The sequence below is a fragment of the Pantoea sp. AN62 genome, assembly GCF_050432985.1.
Lineage (GTDB): Bacteria > Pseudomonadota > Gammaproteobacteria > Enterobacterales > Enterobacteriaceae > Pantoea > Pantoea brenneri.
The window spans coordinates 138,333-164,400 of sequence record NZ_JBNPYB010000006.1; the positions used below are offsets into that span (position 1 = coordinate 138,333).

General features: G+C 57.1%; 25 protein-coding genes. 8 read left to right on the top strand and 17 right to left on the bottom strand.

Translation table 11 applies throughout. The features are described from left to right. The first annotated feature begins 42 nt into the window (after nucleotides 1-42). Entirely contained in the window at nucleotides 43-1,410 is a 1,368-nt protein-coding gene (locus FHW04_RS09145) for an L-serine ammonia-lyase (RefSeq protein WP_089561854.1), read from the top strand. Between the two features lie 79 nt (nucleotides 1,411-1,489). On the opposite strand, the gene FHW04_RS09150 is transcribed toward FHW04_RS09145, so the two are convergent. Then, on the bottom strand, nucleotides 1,490-1,933 hold the full coding sequence (locus tag FHW04_RS09150) for a helix-turn-helix domain-containing protein (RefSeq protein ID WP_089561855.1): 444 nt from the start codon (nucleotides 1,931-1,933) through the stop codon (nucleotides 1,490-1,492). A gap of 671 nt (nucleotides 1,934-2,604) precedes the next feature. Here FHW04_RS09150 and FHW04_RS09155 point away from each other — a divergent pair. Then, on the top strand, nucleotides 2,605-3,099 hold the full coding sequence (locus FHW04_RS09155; protein WP_089561856.1) for a GNAT family N-acetyltransferase: 495 nt from the start codon (nucleotides 2,605-2,607) through the stop codon (nucleotides 3,097-3,099). A 411-nt stretch (nucleotides 3,100-3,510) separates the two neighbouring features. Here FHW04_RS09155 and ggt read toward each other — a convergent pair whose 3' ends face one another. Beyond that, on the bottom strand, nucleotides 3,511-5,262 hold the full coding sequence (gene ggt / locus FHW04_RS09160; RefSeq protein WP_031375620.1) for a gamma-glutamyltransferase: 1,752 nt from the start codon (nucleotides 5,260-5,262) through the stop codon (nucleotides 3,511-3,513). A 206-nt stretch (nucleotides 5,263-5,468) separates the two neighbouring features. On the opposite strand from ggt, the gene FHW04_RS09165 reads away from it, so the two are divergent. Continuing rightward, the gene (locus FHW04_RS09165) at nucleotides 5,469-5,750 is read left to right on the top strand and encodes a DUF2756 domain-containing protein (RefSeq protein WP_031375619.1); all 282 of its coding nucleotides are present in this window, start codon (nucleotides 5,469-5,471) and stop codon (nucleotides 5,748-5,750) included. Here the strand turns inward: FHW04_RS09165 and ugpQ are convergent. The 10 genes from ugpQ to FHW04_RS09215 form a co-directional block, all read right to left on the bottom strand. After that, nucleotides 5,747-6,490: a glycerophosphodiester phosphodiesterase gene (gene ugpQ / locus FHW04_RS09170; protein WP_089561857.1), complete on the bottom strand. Its 744-nt coding sequence runs from the start codon at nucleotides 6,488-6,490 to the stop codon at nucleotides 5,747-5,749. The genes FHW04_RS09165 and ugpQ overlap by 4 nt on opposite strands. After that, nucleotides 6,487-7,560, bottom strand: coding sequence for a sn-glycerol-3-phosphate import ATP-binding protein UgpC (locus FHW04_RS09175; RefSeq protein ID WP_089561858.1), 1,074 nt, complete (start codon nucleotides 7,558-7,560; stop codon nucleotides 6,487-6,489). Before FHW04_RS09175 ends, ugpQ begins: the two co-directional genes overlap by 4 nt. 1 nt (nucleotide 7,561) lies before the next feature. Beyond that, on the bottom strand, nucleotides 7,562-8,407 hold the full coding sequence (ugpE, locus tag FHW04_RS09180) for a sn-glycerol-3-phosphate ABC transporter permease UgpE (protein WP_089561859.1): 846 nt from the start codon (nucleotides 8,405-8,407) through the stop codon (nucleotides 7,562-7,564). Next, nucleotides 8,404-9,291, bottom strand: coding sequence for a sn-glycerol-3-phosphate ABC transporter permease UgpA (gene ugpA, locus FHW04_RS09185; RefSeq protein ID WP_046289367.1), 888 nt, complete (start codon nucleotides 9,289-9,291; stop codon nucleotides 8,404-8,406). The genes ugpE and ugpA overlap by 4 nt, the downstream gene beginning before the upstream one ends. 57 nt (nucleotides 9,292-9,348) lie before the next feature. Beyond that, complete coding sequence (gene ugpB, locus FHW04_RS09190; RefSeq protein WP_069729104.1) at nucleotides 9,349-10,665, bottom strand: sn-glycerol-3-phosphate ABC transporter substrate-binding protein UgpB; 1,317 nt, start codon at nucleotides 10,663-10,665, stop codon at nucleotides 9,349-9,351. A 576-nt stretch (nucleotides 10,666-11,241) separates the two neighbouring features. Next, complete coding sequence (gene livF, locus FHW04_RS09195) at nucleotides 11,242-11,955, bottom strand: high-affinity branched-chain amino acid ABC transporter ATP-binding protein LivF (protein ID WP_031376713.1); 714 nt, start codon at nucleotides 11,953-11,955, stop codon at nucleotides 11,242-11,244. A gap of 1 nt (nucleotide 11,956) precedes the next feature. Continuing rightward, nucleotides 11,957-12,724, bottom strand: coding sequence for a high-affinity branched-chain amino acid ABC transporter ATP-binding protein LivG (gene livG, locus FHW04_RS09200; protein ID WP_031376712.1), 768 nt, complete (start codon nucleotides 12,722-12,724; stop codon nucleotides 11,957-11,959). Then, complete coding sequence (locus FHW04_RS09205; protein WP_031376711.1) at nucleotides 12,721-13,992, bottom strand: high-affinity branched-chain amino acid ABC transporter permease LivM; 1,272 nt, start codon at nucleotides 13,990-13,992, stop codon at nucleotides 12,721-12,723. Before FHW04_RS09205 ends, livG begins: the two co-directional genes overlap by 4 nt. Continuing rightward, a complete protein-coding gene (gene livH / locus FHW04_RS09210; protein WP_009087789.1) occupies nucleotides 13,989-14,915 on the bottom strand; it encodes a high-affinity branched-chain amino acid ABC transporter permease LivH in 927 nt (308 codons plus the stop codon). The genes FHW04_RS09205 and livH overlap by 4 nt, the downstream gene beginning before the upstream one ends. Before the next feature lie 133 nt (nucleotides 14,916-15,048). Beyond that, complete coding sequence (locus FHW04_RS09215; protein ID WP_089561860.1) at nucleotides 15,049-16,161, bottom strand: branched-chain amino acid ABC transporter substrate-binding protein; 1,113 nt, start codon at nucleotides 16,159-16,161, stop codon at nucleotides 15,049-15,051. A gap of 397 nt (nucleotides 16,162-16,558) precedes the next feature. Here FHW04_RS09215 and panM point away from each other — a divergent pair, with 397 nt between their 5' ends. Then, entirely contained in the window at nucleotides 16,559-16,954 is a 396-nt protein-coding gene (panM, locus tag FHW04_RS09220; RefSeq protein WP_031376709.1) for an aspartate 1-decarboxylase autocleavage activator PanM, read from the top strand. Between the two features lie 62 nt (nucleotides 16,955-17,016). Here the strand turns inward: panM and rpoH are convergent, their stop codons facing one another. From rpoH to ftsY, 4 genes are all read right to left on the bottom strand, one after another. Then, nucleotides 17,017-17,874, bottom strand: coding sequence for an RNA polymerase sigma factor RpoH (rpoH, locus tag FHW04_RS09225; protein ID WP_031376708.1), 858 nt, complete (start codon nucleotides 17,872-17,874; stop codon nucleotides 17,017-17,019). 240 nt (nucleotides 17,875-18,114) lie between these two features. Then, the gene (gene ftsX / locus FHW04_RS09230) at nucleotides 18,115-19,101 is read right to left on the bottom strand and encodes a permease-like cell division protein FtsX (RefSeq protein WP_046289368.1); all 987 of its coding nucleotides are present in this window, start codon (nucleotides 19,099-19,101) and stop codon (nucleotides 18,115-18,117) included. After that, nucleotides 19,091-19,759, bottom strand: coding sequence for a cell division ATP-binding protein FtsE (gene ftsE / locus FHW04_RS09235; RefSeq protein ID WP_031376707.1), 669 nt, complete (start codon nucleotides 19,757-19,759; stop codon nucleotides 19,091-19,093). The genes ftsX and ftsE overlap by 11 nt, the downstream gene beginning before the upstream one ends. 5 nt (nucleotides 19,760-19,764) lie before the next feature. After that, a complete protein-coding gene (ftsY, locus tag FHW04_RS09240; protein WP_179420080.1) occupies nucleotides 19,765-21,441 on the bottom strand; it encodes a signal recognition particle-docking protein FtsY in 1,677 nt (558 codons plus the stop codon). Between the two features lie 233 nt (nucleotides 21,442-21,674). Here ftsY and rsmD point away from each other — a divergent pair, with 233 nt between their 5' ends. Then, on the top strand, nucleotides 21,675-22,274 hold the full coding sequence (gene rsmD / locus FHW04_RS09245; protein ID WP_031375238.1) for a 16S rRNA (guanine(966)-N(2))-methyltransferase: 600 nt from the start codon (nucleotides 21,675-21,677) through the stop codon (nucleotides 22,272-22,274). After that, on the top strand, nucleotides 22,264-22,536 hold the full coding sequence (locus tag FHW04_RS09250; protein ID WP_031375239.1) for a DUF1145 family protein: 273 nt from the start codon (nucleotides 22,264-22,266) through the stop codon (nucleotides 22,534-22,536). Before rsmD ends, FHW04_RS09250 begins: the two co-directional genes overlap by 11 nt. A gap of 28 nt (nucleotides 22,537-22,564) precedes the next feature. Here FHW04_RS09250 and FHW04_RS09255 read toward each other — a convergent pair whose 3' ends face one another. Continuing rightward, on the bottom strand, nucleotides 22,565-22,921 hold the full coding sequence (locus FHW04_RS09255) for a DUF2500 domain-containing protein (RefSeq protein ID WP_089561861.1): 357 nt from the start codon (nucleotides 22,919-22,921) through the stop codon (nucleotides 22,565-22,567). Between the two features lie 152 nt (nucleotides 22,922-23,073). Here FHW04_RS09255 and FHW04_RS09260 point away from each other — a divergent pair, with 152 nt between their 5' ends. Together FHW04_RS09260 and FHW04_RS09265 are read left to right on the top strand one after the other, a co-directional pair. Further along, entirely contained in the window at nucleotides 23,074-23,703 is a 630-nt protein-coding gene (locus FHW04_RS09260) for a lysoplasmalogenase (RefSeq protein WP_031375241.1), read from the top strand. An 84-nt stretch (nucleotides 23,704-23,787) separates the two neighbouring features. Then, nucleotides 23,788-26,064, top strand: a complete 2,277-nt coding sequence (locus FHW04_RS09265) for a zinc/cadmium/mercury/lead-transporting ATPase (RefSeq protein ID WP_089561862.1) — start codon at nucleotides 23,788-23,790, stop codon at nucleotides 26,062-26,064. The last annotated feature ends 4 nt before the right edge of the window (nucleotides 26,065-26,068 follow it).

Genomic DNA, 26,068 nt, shown 5'->3' on the forward strand with positions numbered 1-26,068 from the left:
CGGTCAGCGCCTCTTTCATATTGCAATCCGCATGGGTGAATCATGATTAGCGTTTTCGATATTTTTAAAATCAGCATCGGGCCATCCAGTTCGCATACGGTCGGACCGATGAAAGCGGGTAAACATTTCGTTGATACGCTAAAAGAAAAGGGCCAGCTGGATCGCGTGAGCCGGCTGGTGGTGGATATTTATGGCTCTCTTTCCCTGACGGGAAAAGGTCATCATACCGATATTGCGATTATTCTCGGCCTGAGTGGCTATCTGCCTGACACCGTGGATATCGATCAGATCCCAGCGATCATTCGCGACGTGAATACGCTGCAACAGTTGCGTATCGAAGAAGGGCGGCGGGAGATTACCTTCCCGGTGGCAGAGTGCATGCGCTTTCACAGCGAGTTCCTGCCGTTACATGAAAACGGCATGAGCATAACCGCCTTTTGTGACGGAAAAATCGTTCACGCCCAGACCTATTATTCTGTCGGAGGCGGCTTTATTGTCACCGAAGACGATTTTGGTAAAAACCTGGATAGCGAAGTCGATATTCCCTTCCCCTTCTACTCCGCCCGTAACCTGCTGGCGCATTGCCATAATAACAACCTGTCGGTGTCGGCCGTCATGATGAAGAACGAGATAGCACGCTATGGCCGCCGTGAAGTCGAAGACAACATGGCACAACTGTGGCAAACCATGCGTAATGCGATTACCCGTGGCATCAGTACTGAAGGCGTATTACCCGGTCCGCTGAAGGTGCCGCGTCGGGCCTCTTCTCTGCATCGCATTCTGGCACCACAGAGCCAGTCTATTAATCCCCTGAGTGCCATGGACTGGGTGAATATGTTCGCTATGGCGGTGAGTGAAGAAAATGCCGCCGGAGGACGGGTGGTCACCGCCCCCACCAATGGCGCATGCGGCATTATCCCGGCGGTACTGGCTTATTATGATCGATTCATCAAGCCGGTAACGCCTGAACTCTATATGCGTTATTTCCTGACGGCAGGCGCAATTGGCATTCTTTATAAGATGAATGCGTCAATTTCCGGCGCTGAAGTCGGCTGTCAGGGAGAAGTCGGCGTGGCCTGTTCGATGGCGGCGGCGGGCCTGGCCGAACTGCTGGGGGCCGATGCGGAGAAAGTCTGCATCGCGGCTGAAATTGGCATGGAGCATAATCTTGGTCTGACCTGCGATCCCGTTGCGGGACAGGTGCAGGTGCCCTGTATAGAGCGGAATGCGATTGCTGCCGTCAAAGCCATTAACTCAACCAGTATGGCGATGTACCGCACCAGCGATCCCAAAGTGTCACTGGATAAGATCATTGAAACCATGTATGAAACCGGCAAAGACATGAATGCCAAATACCGTGAAACAGCCCGCGGCGGTCTGGCGATCAAAGTTGCGATATGTGAATCGTAACGGCCTGAAAACCGCTGGCGGCGAGGCTGGCGGTTTTTTCATTAACCCGAACCTGACAGAGGTTATGCTGTGAGTCGGGTTATTTTGATTCGCTTTCCGTGGCCAGATCGGACCAGACCATGCTGCGCACTTCAGAAGAGGTGTACCACTCATTTATGGTTGCGCTGGCAGGACGCTCAGCAACAGCTTCAGTGGTATCCACCGCCGGCGACTGGCTGCTCTGTTTTTTCCGGATACGAATACGGGCAGGTGGCGCAGCGGTAAACTGCGCGTTAAAGGTTCGCATGTGTGAATCGGACAAAATTGACTCCAGCTGATGCAATCGTCCAAGACCACGCAATATCCCAATTAAGGTGCTCAGGGTGACTGATTCACCCAACTCTGCCCGTTTAATGGTGGCCGTGCCGACGCGTGCGCGTTCAGCAAGCTCAATCTGCGAGAGCCCAAGCTGCATACGGGTTTCTTTAATTCTGCAGCACAATTCAGAAATAATGGCGCCATCGGACAGCGTATTAAAACGCATATCAATACCTCATTACTGGATATACAGAATAAATTATTGAGTAAACCAGCCGCTAAATAAAGCAGATAATTTTGAAATAACAGCATTAGCATCAAGGTAAGTTATTTATTAACCAGCCGACGGCAACGGGTAGGGAAAAATGTGATGTTAATCGCTATTCATAAACCCATCGCACGGGCTTTATTTTCCCGCGTCATCAATACCGTTTCGTGTCGGTATTTCAGGACGCAGTAAAAAACCGCCACACAGGTTTTTTATTAACAACTGACACCACCCAATATAACCTTCTGGCTTTATTTTTGATTGAATGATGGCTGTAGCTGAAGAGGTGGCGAAGAGGAAGACGGTTACGCTGGCGGCCAGACAGCATATTAACCGCAGGGTCATCCTGCTGGATACGATGATCAGAGTGCCTGCTGCTTATCCCTGCCGATCGGTGAGTGTCAGCCAAAAAAAAAGCCAGCACCCGGGCTGGCTAAAGTAATACTGGAAGCAATGTGAGCAATGTCGTGCTTTCTCAGGCTGTCGGGCGACTGCCCGAGAATGCATCGCAATAATAATCATTATCATTCGCGTCTGTAAAGCGATTTTGCCGATTTTTTGTTGATTATTGGAGTGAATCCCTTGATGTTAAAAGGGATTTATCCATTTAATTCGCAGGGGGAGGCACCATGAGTGAGATAACCATTCGCCACGTTATGCCGGAAGATGCGGCTGCACTGCACAGGATTTATAGTCAGCCCGATACCCAGGCGAATACGCTACATCTGCCCCACTCGTCGTTACAGATGTGGCAAACCCGGCTCAGCACTCCCCAGCCAGGCGTACGTCTATTGGTCGCCTGTATGGATGACGAGGTGGTCGGGCAATGCGCCCTGGAAGTGCCCGAGCGCGCCCGACGGCGTCACTCCGCCACGCTGGGCATGGGGGTCGACGAACGTTACCGCCAGCGCGGTGTGGGCCGTGCCCTGATGCAGGAGATGGTCAGCTTGTGCGACAACTGGCTGCAGGTATCGCGGATGGAACTGACGGTGTTTGTTGATAATGCGCCGGCCATCGCCCTTTATCGTCGTTTCGGTTTTGAGATCGAGGGAACGGCTAAGGGCTTCGCAATGCGGCACGGTGAACTGATCGACGCGTATTATATGGCGCGGCTGAAATCCTGACGCCTCAGAATAAAAAAGGGCACCCTGAGGTATGATGCTCGTCAGTTAAGGTTAAATTTGTAAAGGCTGTCACGGTCAAACGTGGCAGCTTTTTTACTGGGCGAGCGTGCCGGAATGCGGGCCTGAGCACCACTCTCATGCCCTTTCAACAGCACACACTGAAGCTTCAGAGCAGGCGGGTGCCGATCAAGGGCAGGCAATCCGCAGCGCTGAACAGAATGAGTCTGCCAGGAGAGCCCGCAGGACGCGGGCGAAAGGCGGGGCAGCACAGGATGAGCCATCCCCGGCGGTCCGTCAGGCAGACGAATGAAGTGAAGGAACCGCACAGCGGCGCGAGGACCGCCAGCCCCTGAGCGGCACCAGACTGGATTATCACCTGCTGCTTAACTGACGAGCATTACACCTTGCGCCTTAATAACCGGCACTGAGATCGTCAATGCTGCGCGGATCGGACGCGCCATACAACATCCCATCCGGCCCGATCATAATGCTCTGCGTACTGCCCATCGCTGGCAGCACTTTCACATGCTGACCTTTGGTTTCCAGCAGACGCAGGGTATCGGGGCTGAAGCCTTTCTCAACGCGCAGCTGATCGGGCAGCCACTGATGGTGGAAACGCGGTGCATTGGTGGCTTCGGCGACGTTCATCCCGAAATCGATGCTGTTCACCACCATCTGCAAGACCGTGGTGATAATACGGCTGCCGCCCGGACTGCCGGTGACCAGCCAGGTTTTGCCGCCTTTCGCCACAATGGTCGGTGACATGGAAGAGAGCGGACGTTTCGCCGGCTGCACCGCATTGGCCTCACCGCCGACCAGCCCATAGACGTTTGGCGTTCCCGGTTTGGCTGAGAAATCGTCCATCTCGTTATTCATCAGAATGCCGCTGTTGCCCGCCACAATACCGCTGCCGAAATAAGTATTCAGAGTGTAAGTGACCGCCACCGCATTGCCCTGTTTATCCACCACCGAGAAATGGGTGGTCTGGTTACTTTCGTAGGGTTCGAGCTTGCCGGGTTTGATCTCGCTGGAAGGACGCGCTTTGGCGACATCAATCTGCTGCGCCAGGGTTCTGGCATAGGCTTTGCTGGTTAACGCCTGCCACGGCACCTTAACGAAATCGGGATCGCCAAGGTATTCAGAGCGGTCCGCATAGGCATATTTCTCCGCTTCGGCCATTACCTGCATCGCGTCAGCACTGCCAAAGCCCATCTTCGCCAGATCGAAGTTTTCGAGGATATTGAGGATCTGCACGATGTGGATGCCACCGGACGACGGCGGTGGCATTGAGAAGACCTCATAACCACGGTAGGTGCCGCTGATCGGCTTACGTTCAACCGCGCGGTAGGCCGCCAGATCGGCTTTATTGATCAGGCCGCCGTGCTGCGCCATCTCGCCCGCAATCTCATCGGCGATAGCGCCTTTATAAAAGGCATCCGGTCCCTGACGGGCAATTAATTGCAGGCTGTGGGCGAGGTTTTTCTGCACCAGCCGGTCGCCCTTCTGCCATGGCGTGCCGTCCGCTTTGTAGAAGATCGCTTTACTGTTGGGATGGTTAATCAGCACTTCTTTGCCGTAGGTTTTCAGGTCATCCGCCAGCGCATCATTGACCACGATGCCGTCGCGCGCCAGTTTGATCGCCGGAGCCAGCAGCGTACTCAGCGGCAGCGTGCCATATTTATGGGCTGCCAGCGCCAGCCCCGCCACCGTACCGGGTGTGCCGGAGGCCAGATGCGAGGTGAGCGACAGCTTACTGTCGGCATTTCCCTGCTTGTCGAGGAACATGTCACGCGAGGCGTGGCCCGGTGCCATTTCACGGAAATCGATGGCGCTGGTGCGACCGGACGCCGTGCGCAGCAGCATAAAGCCGCCGCCGCCGAGGTTACCGGCCTGTGGATGGGTGACGGCCAGCGCAAAGCCCACCGCAACTGCGGCATCAACGGCGTTGCCGCCCTGACGCAGAATCTCGACTCCGACCTGGGTTGCCATCGCATCGACCGAGGCCACCATGCCGTGCTGTGCTTTTACCGGGTGGAAGGTGTCGCTGTCGACGCCGTAGGAAACCGGCGGTGCCTGAGTCGGGGCCGCATTCGCCCCCGCGACCACGGTAAAGCTCATCACCAACGACCAGCCGAGCTGGCGCACTGTTGCCTGCATTTTCATCCCGCCACCATCCTTATTTGTTATTTACATTTTTTTATCATTTCCGCAAGTGGCTACAAATACAGCAAATTAGTCAGGGTTAAGTCAAATCAGGAATACATCTGAAGGTAAGGTCTGTGATATCGCGTAAACTTATGCATGCGACCCTGGACGCCGGACGATGGCGTTCAGCATCCAGCACCTGTCGCTTTCAGGAAGGAGGAATGATGAAGAAGTGGATTATTGCTTTGGCGGCTCTGCTGCCCTTCGCCACGCTGGCGAATACGCTGAACAGTACCAACGATCCTAACCGGCCCGGCTATAACCCGAGCCAGCAACGGATGCAGAGCCAGATGCAGGCGCAACAGCAACAACAGCAGTTGAAGCTGCGTCAGGACCAGCAGCGTCAGACGCAGGATATGCAGCGTAAGATGCAGGAGCAACGCAACAGCGCCCAGCAACGCGTGATCACCACCCAGCCGGGCCAGCAGAACCAGAATCAGAACTAGCTAAAATCGGGGCCGATGATGTCGATGCAGTCAGTACAGATGGCATCAACGCCCCATTTCAGCAGTTCCCGCGCCCGCTCCGGGCTGTTAACGGTATAAGCCAGAATTTTAAGGCCCGCCGCTTTCAGCTCCGCCACCCGCGCTTCGGTCAGCACTTTGTGATTGAGATGGATCGAAACGCAGGCCAGCGCCGAGGTCTTGTCGCGCCACTGGTCATCCCAGCTGTGCGACAGTAAACCTCGCGGCAGTTGCGGTTCAGCCTGCATCGCCGCGTCCAGCGCGACGTACGAGAAGGATGAGAGCAACGGCGGCGTTTGCCCCTGCCACAGGCGGGCTGCTGCCTGCGCCACTGCCCGCCCGGTTTCCGCCTCGCTGCCGGTGGTCGGTTTTATTTCGATATTCGCCATCATCTGATGCTGACGGCAGCGATCGGCGACCTGATCCAGCCGTGCCAGCTTCTCGCCGTTAAACGCTTTGCTGAACCAGCTGCCGGCATCGAGTTGCGACAGTTTCTCCCACGGCAGCTGCCCCGCAACACCCCAGCCATTACTGGTGCGGTCCAGCGTGTCGTCGTGCAGCAGAAAGATCTGCGCGTCGCCTGATAATTTGGCATCAAATTCAATCATCTGATGGCCATATTTCGCCCCGACGTCAATTGCCGCCAGGGTGTTTTCCGGTGCCAGTTTGCCGCCGCCGCGATGCGCGACGATGTGCGGATAGGGCCAGTGTTGTGTGCTCATTCCAGACGCTTTCCATGGGTTGAATCGAAGAAGTGTAACGCATCTGCGGGCAGATGCAGCCACAGCGTGCTGCCGGGCTGTGGCCGCTCGCTGTGAGCTAAGCGTACCACCAGCGGCGTATCACCGATGCGGCCATGGGCAAGATTGTCAGCCCCCAGCATTTCCAGCGTATCAACCCGCAGCGGTATCCCACCCTGTTCACGGCTGCTGAGCTGGATATGTTCCGGCCGGATACCCAGCACCACCGGACGGTTGGCCCACTTCGCTTTGCTCTCGCTTAGCGGCAGGGCATGCGACGCGTCCAGATTAAAGCGGCTGCCATCACTGTTGAATGCGCCTTTCAGCAGGTTCATTGCCGGTGCGCCGATAAACGAGGCGACGAACTGACTGGCGGGACGCTCGTAAACCTCAACCGGCGTACCCAGCTGCTCGACCACGCCTTTGTTCATTACCATTACCCGCTGCGCCAGCGTCATCGCTTCAACCTGATCGTGGGTGACATACAGGCTGGTGGTCTGCAAACGCCGATGCAGCTGTTGCAGCTCCAGACGCATCTGCACCCGCAGGCGCGCATCAAGGTTGGAGAGCGGCTCATCGAACAGAAAGACCGCCGGTTCACGCACAATCGCGCGGCCCATGGCAACGCGCTGACGCTGCCCGCCAGAGAGCTCACGCGGCCGGCGGGTCAGCAGATGATCCAGCTCAAGGCTGCGCGCGGCGTCCAGCACCCGTAGCCGAATCTGCTCTTTGCCCATGCCGCGGATCTTCAGGCCATAGGCCATGTTCTCTTCCACTGACATATGGGGATAGAGCGCATAGTTCTGGAACACCATCGCAATGCCGCGATCTTTTGGCTCTTCCTGCGTGACGCGTTTGTTGTCGATGTAGATGTCGCCGGAGCTGACGCGCTCGAGGCCCGCCACCATCCGCAGCAGCGTCGATTTACCGCAGCCGGAGGGGCCAACCATCACCATAAATTCGCCATCATTTACCGTGACGTTCAGCGGCTGAATGATCTGATTTTTACCATCGTAGGACTTGGTCACTGCCTGAAGGGTTACGCCTGCCATCTTATTTCTCACTCTCAACCAGGCCGCGCACAAAGGCACGCTGCATGACTAACACCACCACCACCGGTGGGATCAGGGTTAATAACATCGCCGCCATCACTTCGTTCCACTGGGTCGGTGAACCGCTGGTGGAGATCATGCTTTTAATCCCCGCCACCGCCGTGCCGAGGCTGGGGTCATTGATGATCAGCAGCGGCCAGAGATACTGATTCCAGCCGTAGATAAAGGTGATAACGAACAGCGCCGCCAGATTGGTTTTCGACAGTGGCAGCACGATATCGCGGAAGAAACGCATCGCGCTGGCACCATCAATCCGGGCGGCTTCCACCAGTTCATCCGGCAGTGACATAAAAAACTGGCGGAACAAAAAGGTGGCGGTCGCCGATGCCATCAGCGGCAGGGTCAGGCCGCTATAACTGTCGAGCAGATTCAGATCGGCGATCACCTGCACCGTCGGGAAAATACGCACCTCGACCGGCAGCATCAGGGTGATGAAAATCAGCCAGAAGAACAGCGTCCGCAGCGGAAAGCGGAACCAGACCAGCGCAAATGCCGAGAGCATCGAGACGGTGATTTTGCCGACGGTGATCCCGAGCGCCATGATGGTGCTGTTCAGCAGCATCAGGCCGAATGCCGGGCCGTTACCGTTCACACCGTGGGTCCAGATGCGCGAGACGTTTTCCCACAGGTGAGTGCCGGGTACCAGCGTCATCGGCACCTGATAGACCGCATCGTTATCCAGCGTGGCCGCCACGAAGGCGACGTAGAGCGGGAACAGAATGGTCAGCACGCCCAGTATCAGCACGATGTGGCTGAAGATATCCAGCCCGCGTCGATTCTCAATCATTGGTATTGCACCTTACGTTCAACGAAGCGGAACTGAATCACCGTCAGACCGATCACCAACACCATCAGCACCACCGACTGAGCAGCGGATGAGGAGAGATCCAGGCCGGTGAAGCCTTCGCGATAGATTTTGTAGATCAGCGTGGTGGTGGCCTGCACCGGTCCGCCGCCGGTGGCGGCATCGATCACCGGGAAGGTATCGAAGAAGGCATAAATCAGGTTCACCACCAGCAGGAAGAAGCTGACCGGCGTAATCAGCGGTAATGAGAGATTAAAGAAACGGCGCACCGGTCCGGCACCGTCAATCGCGGCGGCTTCAACCAGCGATTTGGGGATCGACTGCAGCGCGGCGAAGAAAAACAGGAAGTTGTAGCTCATCTGCTGCCAGATCGACGCCAGCACAATCAGGAACATCGCCTGGCCGCTGTTTTGCGCGTAGTTCCAGTTGTAGCCGATGTGGTTCAGCAGGTAGCTGAACAGGCCAAGGCCGGGATTGAACAGAAACATCCACAACACCGCTGCCACGACCGGCGCGACGGCATACGGCAGCAGCAGCAGCGTCTGGTAAAGCTTGCGCAGCCGCACCACGTAATCCACCAGCGCCGCCAGTAGCAGCGATAACACCATGCCGCACACCGTGACCAGACCGCTGAATTTGATGGTGGTCCAGAATGAATCCAGATAGTAAGGATCGGCAAACAGCCGTTTAAAGTTATCCAGCCCGACGAAGGTGCTGGAGAGACCAAAAGGATCGAGGCTTTGCAGCGAATACCACAAGGCTTCGCCAGCCGGCCAGAGAAAGAAGATGGCGGTGATCACCAGTTGCGGCAGCACCAAAAGATAGGGCAACAGGCTGGTGCGAAATACCGGACGAGATGAAGACATGGCGCACTCTGATTCAGAAAGAGAAAGGGCCAGCCGGTGCTGGCCCGATACAGCGGATTACTTCACCTGCTGCTGGAAACGACGCAGCAGTTCATTGCCGCGTTTCACCGCATTATCCAGTGCGCCCTGCGGCGACTGTTTGCCGGTCCAGACGCTTTCCAGCTCTTCATCCACCACGGTACGAATCTGTGGCATGTTGCCGAGACGCATCCCTTTGGTAAACGGTAACGGCGGCTTGTTCAGCATCTGACGGGTCGCGATATCAGCACCCGGATTTTTATCGTAGAAGCCCTGCTGTTTGCTCAGCTCATAGGCAGCCGTGGTGATTGGCAGATAGCCAGTTTTCTGATGCCATTCAGCGGCGATTTCCGGCTGGGCAAGGAACTGCATAAACTCAGCCACGCCTTTGTAGGTGGCCGCGTCTTTGCCCTTCATCACCCACAGGCTGGCCCCGCCGATGATGGCGTTTTGTGGTGCCTCAGGAACCCTGTCGTCATACGGCATCATGCCGACGCCGAAGTTAAATTTGGCGTAATGACGAATATCCGCCAGCGAGCCGGATGAGGCGGTGGTGATACCGCAATCGCCGTTATAGAACTTGGCGGTGGATTCATCTTTGCGGCCAAAGTAGGTGAAGTCGCCCTTTTTATTCATCTCTTCCAGCATCTGGATATGACGAACCTGCACCGGCTTATTGAACTCCAGGACCGCATCGCGTCCGTCAAAACCGTTGTTTTTAGTCGCTACCGGCAGGGCATGCCAGGCACTGAAGTTTTCGATCTGAATCCAGCCCTGCCAGCCGCTGGCGTAACCACAGCTCATGCCCGATTTACGCAGCGCCGCCGCATCTTTCGCCAGTTCCTGCCAGGTTTTGGGGGGCTGGTCCGGGTTAAGACCCGCTTTTTTGAACGCGTCTTTGTTGTAGTAGAGCACCGGCGTCGAGCTGTTGAACGGCTGAGAGATCAGCTGACCGTTGCTGTCGCTGTAGTAGCCCGCCACCGTCGGCACAAACTGTTTTTCATCAAACGGAATACCGGCATCTTTAAACACCTGATGCACCGGCACAATCGCCTGCGACGCCATCATGGTGGCAGTACCGACTTCATACACCTGCAACACGGCGGGTGCTTTGCCGGTGCGCACTGCCGCGATACCTGCCGCCAGGCTCTGCTCGTAGTTACCTTTGTAGGTCGGAACAATTTTGTAATCGGGATGGGCCTGGTTAAAGCGTTGCGCCAGCGAGTCAACTTCTTTGCCTAACTCGCCTTCCATAGAGTGCCAGAACGGGATCTCAGTGGCGGCCAGCGCCTGGCCACTGAGCGTCAGGCCAAGCAGCACGCCGATCAGGCTACGACGATAGGTAACGACGGACATAGAATTTTCCTGTGCAGGTAAATACGCGTGAAATCACGCATTTGTGGTTCGCGAAGTAACATGACACGGGAAAATGACGAATTAATAACGGGCGGATGACAGCCAGATGACAGGCTTAAGCGTGAAAAAGGCGGAGCGGCTACCGGCCGGGCTGAGATTTTTGACAACGTCTGGCCTGGTTGCTGTAAGGCTGAGCCCTGCACAGAGAACACGGTCAGATCGGAAAGACGCTAAAGCCAATCCATGACATGCCCGGCCCGCGCGATTACGCACCCATTTTGATGGCCGTGGGCGGCACATCACGCACCCATGTCGAAGGCCGTCGGCGGCGCAGCGGGCATTTATATCGAAGGCCGTCGGCGGCGCAGCGAGCATTTATATCGAAGGACGTCGGCGGCGCAGCGAGCATTTATATCGAAGGCCGTCGGCGGCGCAGCGAGCATTTATATCGAAGGCCGTCGGCGGCGCAGGCAGGTTGCGGGCGGACAGCGCGCAGTAACCGGAGCGTATATACATACGTGAGGATTACGAGCACTGCCCAACCACAACCTGACCAGTAAGCCAGGCCGTGCCCCATCAGGCACCCAGGTACGCGCTTCGGACGGCTTCATTGGAAAGCAGCGCAGCCCCGCTATCCTCCAGCACCACATGGCCGTTTTCCAGCACGTAGCCACGATCCGCCAGCTTCAGCGCCTGGTTGGCGTTCTGCTCCACCAGGAAGATGGTCATCCCCTCGCTGCGCAGCTGTTCGATGGTGTCGAAGATCTGCTGAATAATAATCGGTGCCAGACCCAGCGACGGTTCATCCAGCAACAGCAGGCGGGGCTGGCTCATCAGCGCACGGCCAATCGCCAGCATCTGCTGCTCACCACCTGACATAGTGCCGGCACGCTGGATTTTGCGCTCCTCCAGCCGCGGGAACAGTTGATAAACGCGCTTGATCCGCTCCAGATATTGCGGACGGCTGGCAAAAAAGCCGCCCATTGCCAGATTCTCTTCCACCGTCATACGCGAAAACACCCGCCGGCCTTCCGGTACGATGGCGATAGCTTCACGCATGATGCGCGCCGTTTGCCAGTCAGTAATGGTTTTACCGTCAAAGGTGATGGTGCCGTGGGTGGCACGCGGTTCGCCACACAGCGTCCCCAGCAGCGTGGTTTTTCCGGCACCGTTGGCCCCAATCAGCGTGACGATCTCGCCCTGATTGATGTAAAGGCTGACGTTATGCAACGCCTGAATTTTGCCGTAGTGGGCGCTCACGTTCTCAATGGTTAACATCGCATTTGCCATCTTACGCCTCTCCTAAATAGGCACGGATCACGTCCGGATTATTGCGAATTTCTTCCGGCGTGCCGTTAGCCAACGGCGTTCCCTGATTGACCACGTAAATGCGATCTGAGATGCCCATCACCAGCTTCATATCATGTTCAATCAGCAGCACTGAAACCTTGTGTTCACCGCGCAGTTCGGCAATCAGCTCATCCAGTTGATGCGTCTCTTTGGGGTTAAGACCGGCCGCCGGTTCATCCAGCATCAGGATTTCCGGACGCGTCACCATGCAGCGCGCAATCTCCAGACGCCGCTGCTGACCATAGGCCAGATTACCGGCCTGACGGTTAGCCAGATCCAGCAGGCCGACCCGCTCCAGCCAGTTGGCTGCGCGATCGAGCGCCTCGCTTTCACTGCGACGAAACGCCGGGGTTTTGAGCAGACCGGCAAACAGCCCGCTCTTCAGATGTTGATGCTGCGCCACCAGCAGATTTTCAATCACCGTCATTTCACGAAACAGACGCACGTGCTGGAAGGTCCGCACAATCCCCATCCGCGCAATCTTCTGGCCGGGTAATCCTTCCAGATGCTGCTCACGCAGTTTAATGCTGCCACCGGTCGGCTTGTAGAAGCCGGTCAGGCAGTTAAACACCGTGGTTTTACCGGCACCGTTCGGCCCGATTAGCGAGACGATTTCCTGCGGATGCAGCGCCAGCGCCACGTTGTTAACCGCTAACAGGCCGCCGAAGCGCATCATCAAACCTTCAACGGCTAATAAAGGCTGACTCATGCCTGTTCTCCTTGTTTACCTTGTCTGAGCTTCAGATGCGGACGCTTCATCGGCAACAGTCCCTGCGGACGCCAGATCATCATCAGCACCATTAAGCCTCCCAGCACCAGCATGCTGTACTCATTGAGATCACGCATCAGCTCGCGAGAGACCACCAGCAGAATGGCGGCCAGTATCACCGCAAACTGCGAGCCCATGCCGCCGAGTACCACAATCGCCAGCACAAAAGCCGATTCGACAAAGGTAAAGGATTCCGGGCTGACAAAGCCCTGACGCGCGGCGAACAGGCTGCCGGCAAAGCCGGCGAAGGCGGCGCTGATGGTGAAGGCAGTCAGTTTAATTCGGGTCGGGCTGAGGCCAAGCGAACGGCAGGCGATCTCATCCTCACGTAGCGCTTCCCAGGCGCGGCCCAGCGGCATGCGCAACAGACGGTTAATCACAAACAGCGTCAGCACCACCAGCAGCAATGCCACCAGATAGAGGAAGATAATCCGGTCACTGGGATCGTATTTCAGGCCAAAGAAGTGGTGAAAGGTATCCCAGCCGCCTTCACGCGGTGTACGGCCAAATTCCAGACCAAAGAAGGTCGGTTTCGGGATCTGGCTGATGCCGTTCGGGCCACCGGTCAGAGCGGTATTGTTGAGCAGCAGAATACGCACGATCTCACCAAAGCCCAGCGTCACAATCGCCAGATAGTCGCCGCGCAACCGCAAGACCGGGAAGCCCAGCAGCAGACCAAACAGCGCGGCCACCATGCCCGAGAGCGGCAGGCACTGCCAGAAGCCAAGCCCGTAATAGTGGTTCAGCAAAGCGAAGGTGTAAGCGCCGATGGCATAGAAGCCGCCGTAACCTAAAACCAGTAAGCCCGACAGGCCGACCACCACGTTCAGTCCGAGACCGAGCATCACGTAGATCAGCGTCATGGTGGCAATATCGACCGTGCCGCGCGACACCAGGAAGGGCCAGGCGAGCGCCGCCACGATCATTACCGCCATCACCAGTTTTTGCTTCGGCGTTGAGCCATCAATGCCTGGCAGCACCAGCGCCGGACCCGAGATTTTCTTCAGGCCGCTCTGCCAGACCGGCCGCAGCAGCTGGAACAGAAATACCACCACACAGGCGACGGCAATCCAGTTCCAGCGCACGCTGCCGGCGTTTTGCACCACCAGGTTAGTGCCGTCCAGATTCAGGCGCAGACCCATAAAGAAGCTGGCGAGCAGCAATAACATCAGCGACGAAATCAGGGCGTTGAGCAAGGAAGACTTCATACTTTTTCCACCTCCGGACGGCCCAGAATCCCGGTCGGCATCACCAGCAGTACCACAATCAGTAAGGCAAAGGAGACGACATCTTTATACTCGGTGCTCAGATAGGCGGAGGTCAGCGCTTCGGCGATTCCCAGCACCAGGCCACCAATCATCGCGCCCGGAATACTGCCAATTCCGCCCAGCACTGCGGCGGTGAACGCCTTCATGCCGGCCATAAAGCCGATGAACGGGTTGATCGATCCATAAAACTGGCCCAGCAGCACGCCCGCGACCGCCGCCATGGCGGCACCGATAACAAAGGTCAGTGAGATGACGCGATCGGTATTGATACCCAGCAGACTGGCCATTTTCAGATCTTCGGCACAGGCGCGACAGGCGCGGCCCATACGCGAATAGCGAATAAAGGTGGTCAGCGCCAGCATCGCCAGGAACGTCACCACCCAGATCACAATTTGCATGGTGGAGATGGTGGCGGCAAAGCCGTTGCTCTCGCCGACGGTCCACTGACCGGTAATCAGGCTCGGCAGCGCCAGGTCGCGCGATCCCTGGGTCAGGCTGACGTAGTTTTGCAGGAATATCGACATCCCGATGGCGGAAATCAGCGCAATCAGACGCTTGGAGGAGCGCACCGGCCGGTAAGCGACGCGTTCAATGCTCCAGCCGTAGGCGCTGGAGATAATCACCGCCATCACAAACCCGGCGGCAATCATCAGCCAGGTGGTGTCGATGCCCATCATCATCAGGGCGGCAATCACGATAAAGGAGACGTAGCTACCGATCATGTAAACCTCGCCGTGGGCGAAGTTAATCATGCCGATGATGCCGTAAACCATGGTGTAACCGATGGCGATCAGCGCATAGGTGCTGCCGAGGGTAACACCGTTGAACATCTGCTGGATAAAATAGAGGAACTGCTCGGACATACCTTAACCCTTACTTATCCGCTCGTGACCGAACGGAGTACAAAAAACGCCTGGCAGCACAGACCAGGCGTTAGTGTTGCAGGGGAGCAGGCAGCGGTTACCCGCTACCTGACCCGCCAGTAAACAGCCTGATTTACTTCACAGCGGTCGAGGTACCGTCGGCATGCCATTTGAAGACGCCGAACTCAAAGCCTTTCAGATCGCCCTTCTGATCCCAGCTCAGGTTGCCCATCACGGTTGGCACCGCAGCGCCTTCCTTGAGGTTTTTCACGATATCTTCCGGCTCTGCGCTCTTGCTGCGCTCCATCCCGGCCGCCAGCGATTGCAGGGCAGCATAGGTGGTCCAGACGAACGGACCGGTTGGATCGAGTTTCTTCGCTTTCAGCGCATCAACGATCGGTTTGTTGGTCTCAACCTGATCGTAGCGTTTCGGTAAGGTCACCAGCATGCCTTCAGAGGCGGCACCGGCGATGTTGGACAGCGAGGCGTTACCGACCCCTTCCGGACCCATGAACTGGGTTTTCAGACCGGCTGCACGCGCCTGGCGAACAATCTGGCCCATCTCCGGGTAGTAACCGCCGAAGTAGACGAAATCGACGTTCTCTTTCTTAAAGCGCGCCACCAGGGTGGAGAAATCTTTATCGCCTGCGGTGATACCTTCAAACATCACGATGTTGGCGCCCTGCTTTTTCAGGCTATCCTGCACTGAACGCGCCAGGCCTTCGCCATACTGCTGCTTGTCGTGAACCACGGCAATACGCTGCGGCTTCAGCTCGGTCATGGCGTATTTGGCCGCGGTCGGGCCCTGATCGGAGTCGAGACCGGTGGTGCGCATAATCAGTTTATAACCGCGGGCGGTGAGATCCGGCGCGGTGGCGGCAGGGGTAATCATCAGCACGCCTTCATCTTCATAAATGTCAGACGCCGGCTGGGTCGATGAGGAGCAGAGATGGCCGATAACATAGCGGATGCCGTCGTTGATCACTTTGTTGGCTACCGCCACCGCCTGTTTCGGGTCGCAGGCATCGTCATATTTCACCGCAACCAGTTTGTTACCGTTGACGCCGCCTTTGGCATTAATATCTTCAATCGCCTGAGTAGCCCCGGCAAACTGCATGTCGCCATACTGCGCAACCGGGCCAGACATCGCCCCAACAATCGCCACTTTAATATCTTCAGCCAGCGCTGCATGGCTCATCGCCAGTGCTACGCATCCCGCCAGTAATGCGCGACCTTTCATTTTCATCCGGACTACCCCATGTGTTATGTCGTGTATGTGTGAGTGCAAACTGCCAGATAAAGATCAAAAACTGATTAAGCAATAATGAGTTAGCGCACTTTTCTGGCATTTATTAGTAATAAGGCTTTATTTTTCAGGTTATTAAACAGGAAGTTTCTTCTGTAAATCAACTGACATATTCAGAATTGCCTGAGTGCAACAGCATAATACACTGGATGCAACGGCCGGTTTTTCACCACTTTGCCAGCGGCTTATGCTGGATTGATCGCATCTAGGGCCTGTTTACAACTATCATTCTGGCAGCCAGGCCATCTTTTGACCTGTTTTATTGATGAAAATGTGTCAGCGCTCTGGTTGTATACTTTCGCTACACTTTCCCCTTTTACAAGTACAGGTGTTTGTCATGAAGCTCACCATCCAGCGTTTAACCGCGCTGACGCCGCAGGACCGCATTGATCTGGCTAAAATCTGGCCGGATCTGGAGATTGATCGTCTGGAACAGCGCCTGAATGAACGGCATCGACTTTATGCGGCACGCTTCAACGATCGTCTGCTGGGCGCGTTACAGCTGGAGATTTCAGGTATTCACGGCAAGATCCAGCGGCTGGCGGTGCGCGATGTCACCCGTCGCCGCGGAGTCGGGCAATATTTGCTGGAAGAGACCATCAGGCAGAACGGGTCATTAGCGGACTGGTGGATGGCAGACGATGGCAGCGACGATCAGCAGGTGCGGGCGGCGTTTATGCAGGCGTGTGGCTTCAGGGCGCAGGCGGATGGCTGGGTATTAGCGGTCGATTAGGCGGGCGCAGAAAACAAAAAGGGCGACATGATAATGTCGCCCCTGAAGGTTACCTTGCGGTATTACGCTTCGATCGCCATGCGCAGTTTTTTCATGGCGTTCTTTTCCAGCTGGCGGACACGTTCCGCTGAGACGCCGTATTGATCGGCTAGCTCCTGCAGCGTGGTTTTGTTGTCTTCATCCAGCCAGCGGGCACGAATGATGTGCTGACTACGCTCATCCAGACCTTCCATCGCATAGCTCAGCTTATCGGCAGCGTGGGCATCCCAGTTATCCTCTTCAATGCCATCGGCAAAGTCAGAGGTTTTATCCTGCAGATAGAGCACCGGCGCCATTGATTTGCCTTCACCGCTCTCATCGTCGGCCGACATATCAAAGGTCATATCCTGCGCCGCCATACGTGATTCCATTTCACGCACGTCTTTACTGCTCACGCCCAGCTCGCGCGCCACCATCTCGACTTCATCCTGGTTGAACCAGCCCAGACGCTGCTTGGTTTTGCGCAGGTTAAAGAACAGCTTACGCTGTGCTTTAGTGGTCGCGACTTTCACGATACGCCAGTTACGCAGCACGTATTCGTGAATCTCGGCTTTAATCCAGTGCACGGCAAATGAGACCAGGCGCACGCCCACTTCAGGGTTGAAGCGACGCACCGCTTTCATCAGGCCGATGTTACCTTCCTGAATCAGGTCAGCCTGCGGCAAGCCGTAGCCGGAGTAGTTACGAGCGATATGAACTACAAAGCGTAGGTGAGACAGGATCAGCGTCTTTGCCGCATCCAGATCGCCCTGGTAATGCAGCCGTTCAGCCAACGCTTTTTCCTCTTCTGCCGATAGCATCGGCCAGGTATTGGCAGCCCGGACGTAAGACTCCAGGTTACCAAGAGGAGCAATAGCTAAAGTTTGCATTTCTTTGGTCATTCAAACCCTCACAAATTCAGTGGAATTGCCGCACATTTCCTTGCGCAGACGATACAGTATGTCAACGTCGCGCGAAATCCGAAAGCAATCTGTGCTACCGGGACAACAAAGTTATCCACAACAACAATTATAGCAGTGAATATTTTACACACAGATGACAGGAAGGGAAGAGGTAATACGTCCTCTGCATCCGGTCTTCGGCAGCAGAGGAGTATTATAACAAAAAAATGTTGCAGGCGTTTACTGGGGCGTAAATCGGCGTAAATGTTGTACCGTCGCCAGCCAGGCGGCCACCCAGCCGATGATCGCGGCAATCAGTAATAACAGCAGCGCCTCATCCCAGGAGAATCCCTCCAGTGAGAAGGTAGTGCCGAATACGGTCGCCACGTGGGCCACCACCGACTGTAACCGCAGCACCAGCACTTCTGAAAGCACCAGCGACAGTACCGCGCCGCTGAAGCCCAGCAACGCGCCGCCATACAGGAAGGGCCGCAGGATAAAGCCATCGGTCGCACCAATCAGCTTTTGTACGTTGATGGTATCGCGACGGGCAAAGATGCTGAGCCGTACGCTGTTACCGATCACCAGGAACACCGCCACAATCATCAGCACGCCGATCATTGAGGCAATCTGCCCTACCAGCCCGGTCAGCGCCGCCAGCCGTGCGAACCAGCTGTCGTCCATCCGCACTTCATCTACGCCCTGCACTTTGGTGACCCGATCGCGCAGGCTCTGCATGGTGTCGGAATTCTGGAAATTGAGCTTCGGCGTGATAATCGCCACCGCAGGCAGCGGATTCTGCTCCAGCATATCCATCGCACCGCCAAAGCCTGACCAGTTGCGGAACTCGTTGAGCGCCTCTTCCCGCGTCAGGTAATTGACGTTATCCACGCCATCAACCTGTTTGAGCTGCGCCACCACGTTTTCCGCGGCAGTGTCATCCAGAGCTTTGTCGAGATAGACCGTCAGTTGCGGTGCCGGATACCACTGCGTCGCCGCCTGACTGACGTTTTTCCACACCATATAGCAGACGCTTGGCAGGGTCAGCGAAATGGCGATTACCATCACCGTCAGTAGCGTCGCCAGCGGCTGACGCCACATGTCAGACAGCGTACCGCGCAGCGCGTAGCGCCACTGTTCCTGCCAGCCGCCTTTCAGCGCTTTGCTTTTTGACGGCTGCTGCTTCGCTTTCTGCGCCGTCGGGCGTTTATTGCGTTTATTGACCATCGTGGCCTCCGTGCAGGCGTCCCTGGTTCAGCGTCATGACGCGGTAGTTACGACGGGCGATTAAGCCGTTGTCGTGCGTCGCCATTAATACCGTGACGCCAACGCGGTTGAACTCTTCGAACAGCCGCAGAATGTCTTCCGACAGCGCTTCATCAAGGTTACCGGTTGGTTCATCCGCCAGCAGCACCGCCGGTTTGTTTACCACCGCACGGGCGATACCGACACGCTGCTGTTCACCGCCTGACAGCTGAATCGGGTAACTTTTCGCTTTGTCGAGCAGGCCGACTTTATCCAGCGCTGCTGAGACACGACGACGGATATCTTCGCCGCTGGCACCGGAGATAATCAGCGGGATCGCCACGTTGTCATACACCGAACGATCCATCAGCAGGTGGTGATCCTGAAAGATCATGCCAATCTGACGGCGCAGGAAAGGCACTTCACTGTTACGCAAGCGGGAAATATCGTGGCCGCTAAACCAGATTTGTCCGGCACTCGGACGCTCAATGCCACAAATCAGCTTCAGCAACGTACTTTTACCGGCACCGGAGTGGCCGGTCAGGAACGCCATTTCGCCGGGACGCAGATGGAAATCCACCCCCTGCAGTGCCTGACGTCCGCCGAGATATGCCTTACTGACCTCTTCAAAGCGAATCATCCTAATTAGTCCTCTCGGGCAAACAGTGCCTCAATAAAATCTTCCGCCTTAAACGGCCGTAAATCCTCGATGCCTTCCCCGACACCGATATAGCGAATCGGAATACCGAACTGATCGGCGACCGAGAAGATCACACCGCCCTTGGCCGTGCCATCCAGCTTGGTCAGCGCGATACCGGTTAAGCCAACCGCTTCATGGAACAGTCTGGCCTGGCTGACCGCATTCTGCCCGGTGCTGGCGTCAAGCGTCAGCATCACTTCATGCGGCGCATCTTCGTCCAGCTTCTTCATTACGCGGGTGATTTTCTTCAGCTCTTCCATCAGGTGCGATTTGTTCTGCAGACGACCGGCGGTATCCGCGATCAGAACATCCACACCGCGTGATTTGGCTGCCTGAATCGCATCGAAGATCACCGAAGCGGAATCCGCACCGGTATGCTGGGCAATCACCGGAATATTATTGCGCTGGCCCCAGACCTGCAGCTGCTCTACCGCAGCGGCACGGAAGGTGTCGCCGGCAGCCAGCATCACCGATTTGCCCTCGGCCTGATACTGACGTGCCAGTTTGCCGATGGTGGTGGTTTTACCCACACCGTTGACGCCAACCATCAGGATGACAAACGGCGTTTTGCCGGAGACATCCAGCGGCGCATCGACTTTGGCCAGAATCGAGGCCATTTCGGCTTTCAGCAAGCCGTAGAGCGCTTCTGCGTCACGCAGCTGCTTACGGTTCGCCTGTTGAGTCAGGTGAGTAATGATGCGGCGGGTCGTATCGACGCCGACGTCGGCAATCAGTAACTGCTCTTCCAGCTCATCAAACAGGTCATCATCAATCTTTTTGCCACGGAACAGGCTGATAAAACCGGAACCGAGGTTCTGACGGGTTTTCACCAGGCTGCGCTTCAGGCGGGCAAAGAAGCCCTCCTTGCTGGGACGTTCCTGCTCCTGCGTGATGATTGGCGCAGCGGCTAACGGCAGATCGCTGACGGTATCCGGCACGACATCGGCTTCTTCGCTTTCTGCCAGCGCCAGCGCGTCCAGCTCTTCGTCGCTCAGCGGCGCGTCGGCCGGTGGCGTTTCGATGATCTCTGCCTCGCCCAGTGCCAGGGCTTCCAGCTCTTCGTCGCTCAGCGGCGCGTCGGCCGGTGGCGTTTCGATGATCTCCGCATCGCCCAGTGCCAGGGCTTCCAGCTCTTCGTCGCTCAGCGGCGCGTCGGCCGGTGGCGTTTCGATGATCTCCGCCTCGCCCAGCGCCAGGGCTTCCAGCTCTTCGTCGCTCAGCGGCGCGTCGGCCTGATGCCGTTCAGCATCAGCCGCTGGTGTGATAACGGCATCAGCCTCGACGACCGGGGCAACGTCAGCCTCCGGCCCCCTCGCCGTTTCCAGTAAGGCTTCCGGGTCAGCCTGAATCGGCTCCGGCTCCGCCAGGGCTTCCGGCGCGGCTTCGTGTGGCGCAGCGGCCGTCACATCCGCATCACGCTGCTGTCCGGCCACCGTTTCGGTGATGGCGACAGTCTCTTCCGCTTGCGCTTCAGCCTGCGTTAAGGTTGCGGCTTGCTGCTCTGACTGCGGCTGAGCAGACTCAGCCGCCTGCTGCGCCTGCTCTTCCGCAGAGGGTTGCTTCTCTTCTTCTTTGCCAAATCCCAGCCAGGAAAAAAAGCCACGTTTTTTCTCTTTTGCCATTGTGTGACTACACTCCTCGATGGCTTTGTCCCGGTCGCACGTCGTTTCCAGGGGTGAATCAATTAAAATTGGCTAACGCCAGACCGGCGTAAAACCGCAGAATACTGCATGACTTCAGCAACTCAGTAGTCTAACACTTTCCAGCCAGCTCACCACAGCACCCTTTTTTAACGTTTCTTCTCACCGATTCGCCCGTTAAACTACGCAACAAATTATGACGAGTTGTGAGCAAGATGACTAAAAACCCCCGCAGTACCGGCGGTGCCGGCCAGATCCGCATCATCGGCGGACAATGGCGCGGACGCAAATTGCCGGTGCCCGATAGTGCCGGACTGCGCCCGACCACCGATCGGGTACGTGAAACGCTGTTTAACTGGCTGGCGCCGGTACTGCCCGACGCACGTTGTCTCGACTGTTTCGCCGGCAGTGGCGCGTTAGGTCTGGAAGCGCTGTCGCGTTACGCTGGATCGGCTACGCTACTGGAGCTGGAGCGTCCGGTGGCACAGCAACTGATGAAGAATCTGCAGACGCTGAACGCCAGCAACGGCAAAGTGATTCAGACCAATGCCCTGAGCTTTCTGGCCCAGCCGGGCCAACCGTTTGACGTGGTGTTTATCGATCCGCCGTTTCGTCAGGGCCTGCTGGAACAGACGCTGCAGCTGCTGGAACAGAATCACTGGCTGGCAGACGAGGCGCTGATCTACGTCGAAAGTGAAGTGGAAAATGGCGCGCCGCCGGTGCCGCCAGAGTGGAACCTTTATCGCGAGAAAATAGCCGGACAAGTGGCTTATCGTTTATATCAACGTCAACTGGAGACGCAGGATGTTACTTAATTTGGGGCGTCTGTTGATGCTGTGCGTATGGGGTTTTTTGCTGGTTAACGTGGTCCATCCCTACCCGAAACCGCTGACCTACTTCATTAATGTCGCGCTGTTTTTCATGATCATGATGCACGGCCTGCAGCTGGTGTTACTGCGTGCAACGCAGACCAAAGATGCCCCGCCAATCGACCGCCTGACCCAGGTGAAAGTGTTTGTGTTCGGCGTATTTGAGCTGGTCGCCTGGCAGAAAAAGCACTTCCCGCGGAAAAAGTAGTCTTCAGAGCGGGCACCCTGCCCGCTGATTACTGCGCTGGCGTAAAGCTGATAAAGCGCGTCCCCTGCATTTTTAATTCGCCCTTCGCCCCTTTATCCAGCTGATGATACTGCGCTTCCTGAAGCTGCACTTTAATGTCGCTGGCACCGTTAAGCGGATGAAACAGCGCTTCGTAGCGCATCTCTTCTCCGGCAATCACTTCACGCTGACGTGAGCGGCGATTGGGTGCCGGAAACTCCCGTTTGGTTTTAACCTGTGCCGTCAGGGATCGCACCGGTGAGGCGTCATTGACGGCGGTTTCCCGGCGCTGCTTGATGAACTGACGGGTTGCCAGCACGGCGATAATTGCCAGAACGATCATAAAGATTAGCGGTGGTTTGCTCATAATTCTCTCGGGCTTAAAGGGTGCGGATGGCGTTAACTGCGCGGCAAAGCATACAACCAGAGTTGCCTGATTGTCACATCGTCGGGACGTAACCTAAACTGGAAGGGATATTTTGGGATCTTTCACCATTTTGGTTAAAAAAGGGAGAAACAATGCTCTGGTCTTTCCTCGCTGTACTTTTCTCCGGCTGGCTCTACGTTGATGCCACCTATCGCGGTCCGCAATGGCAACGCTGGCTGTTTAAACCGGTCACACTGTTGCTGCTGGTCGGCCTGGCCTGGCAGGCTCCGACGCTGAATACCACTGACTATCTGATTCTGGCCGGCCTGATCGCCACGCTGGTCGGTGATGCGCTAACGCTATTGCCCCGTCAGCAGATGCTCTATGCGATTGGCGCATTTTTCCTGTCGCATCTGCTGTATACCCTCTGTTTTGCCGCCAGCATGACCATGACCTTTTTCTGGCCGATCCCGCTGACGCTGCTGATTATCGGCGTGGTGCTGATTGGCATTCTGTGGAGCAGACTGGAAGATCTGCGCTGGCCGATCTGTACTTTTATCGGCATGACGCTGGTGATGACCTGGATCGCTACTGAGCAATACTTCTTCCGCCCTACCGATTACAGCTTCTCAATCATGGTCGGTGCAGGTCTGCTGCTGCTGGCTAACATTGTCTGGTTTATCAGCCACTATCGCCGTCGTTTCAGTGCCGACAGCGCTATCGTTGCGGCCTGCTACTTTGCCGGTCACTTTATGATTGTCCGTTCACTGTGGGTGATTTAAAAAATTGACCTTGACTCTGGAGTTCACTCCAGAGTGTAGGATAGCGGGATGGACAGCTTCGTCCATCCCTTTTCCGGAGGTCATATGCATCAACATCACGCCTGTGGCTGCGGTAAACCGCGTGCCAGCCACGCCGCAGCCAAACCCCTGTGCCAGATCCCTCAGTCCCGTCCCCTGACGCTCTCTATTCATGCCGCGACTCCGGTCACGCCGGATAGTGCGGGCTGCTGCTGCGACAGTAACAGCAGTCCCGGCAACGACGCCGATGAGGAAAGTGACCGACGACGCGTCGGCACTCTACCTTATAGCTGGCAGGTCAGCGGGATGGATTGTCCCGGCTGCGCCCGCAGCATTGAAACCGCAGTTCAGCAGGTCGCGGGCGTCACCGAGGCGCGCGTCCTGTTCAGCAGTGAAAAACTGGTGGTCAATGCGGACAGCGACGTGCGCCAGGCGGTGGAGCAGGCGGTCAAAAAAGCTGGCTTCCAGCTCAGTACGCAGACCGAAACGGCAGCCGATGGCCCACGCTGGCAGCATAACCGCATGCTGATTGCGCTGGCGCTGCTGGTGCTCGCCAGCAGCCTGCTCAGCCATTTCGCGCCGCTGTGGGGAGATCGCCTGTTTATTGTCACTACCCTGATCGGCCTGTTTCCGGTGGCGCGCAGCGCCTGGCAACGGCTGCGCAGCGGCTCGCCTTTCACCATCGAAACCCTGATGACGCTGGCCTCAGCGGGTGCGCTGATCATCGGCGCTCACGCCGAAGCAGCGATGGTGCTGGTGCTGTTTCAGCTTGGCGAACAGCTCGAAAGCTATGCCGCCTCGCGGGCGCGCAGTGGCGTGACCCGTCTGATGGCGCTGCGGCCGGAATCGGCGGTCCGTCTTGAGCAGGGTCGGCGCAGCGACGTGCCGCTGGCTGCGCTGCAGCCCGGCGATCAGATTGAAGTGGCAGCCGGCAGTCGCCTGCCGGTCGATGGCCGCTTAATCACGCCGCTCGCCAGCTTTGATGAAAGCGCGTTAACCGGCGAGTCGCTGCCGGTGACGCGCAGCAGCGGCGAAAAAATACTGGCCGGTGCCACCAGCATTGACCGGCTGGTCACGCTGGAAGTGGTATCGAAACCGGGCGAAAGCGCGATTGACCGGATACTGCAGCTGATTGAAGAAGCAGAAACCCACCGCGCCCCGGTTGAGCGCTTTATCGATCGGTTCAGCCGTCTCTATACGCCGTTGGTGATGCTGCTGTCGCTGCTGGTGATGGTGGTGCCCCCGCTGCTCGGCGCGGGAGAATGGCAGCCGTGGATCTACAAGGGCCTGACCTTACTGCTGATTGGCTGCCCCTGTGCACTGGTGATTTCCACGCCGGCAGCGATTACCTCCGGGCTGGCTGCCGCTGCACGTCAGGGCGCGCTGATCAAAGGCGGCGCGGCCTTAGAACGTCTGAGTTCCCTGCGCATGATGGCGTTCGATAAAACCGGCACCCTGACCGTTGGCAAGCCGCAGCTCACCGGGATTCTGCGCTTTGGCGAGACCGGCGAGGCAGAGATGCTGGCGCTCAGCGCGGCGGTTGAACAGGGCGCGACGCATCCACTGGCCAGTGCGATTGTGGCGGCGGCGGCGGCACGCAATCTGGCCATCCCGGCCGCCCGCGATCAGCAGGTTCAGGCGGGACGGGGCATTACGGCGGTGGTCAATGGCCAGCCGATCCGGTTGCTGACGCCCACGCAGATGACCGGACTGACGGCGCAGCAAACCGAACAGATCACCCAGCGTGAAGCAGCAGGTGAAACGGTGGTGGTGCTGACCCGCAATGGCGAGGCGCTGGGCGCGCTGGCCTTGCGCGATCAGCTGCGCAGCGATGCGATCGCCGCATTACAGGCGCTGAAAAAACTGGGCATTGAGAGTCTGATGCTGACCGGCGACAACCCGCGTGCAGCGGCAGCCATCGCCCGGCAACTGTGCATTGAGTACCGTGCCAGCCTGTTACCGGCCGACAAGGTGGCGGCGATAGCAGAACTGAGTCAGCAGCAGCCGCTGGCGATGGTCGGGGATGGCATTAACGATGCGCCGGCGATGAAAGCGGCGACGCTGGGGATCGCGATGGGCAGCGGCACCGACGTTGCGCTGGAGGCGGCCGATGCCGCGCTGACGCGCAATCAGCTCAGCAATCTGGCACCAATGATTGTACTGGCGCGCCGTACGCGCCGCATCATTCGTCAGAACCTGACCATTGCGCTGGGGCTGAAGGCGGTATTTCTGGTCACGACCCTGCTGGGACTGACCGGATTGTGGCTGGCGGTGCTGGCGGATTCCGGCGCAACGGCGCTGGTCACCGCTAACGCGCTGCGATTACTGCGCAACCGAAGCTGAAGAC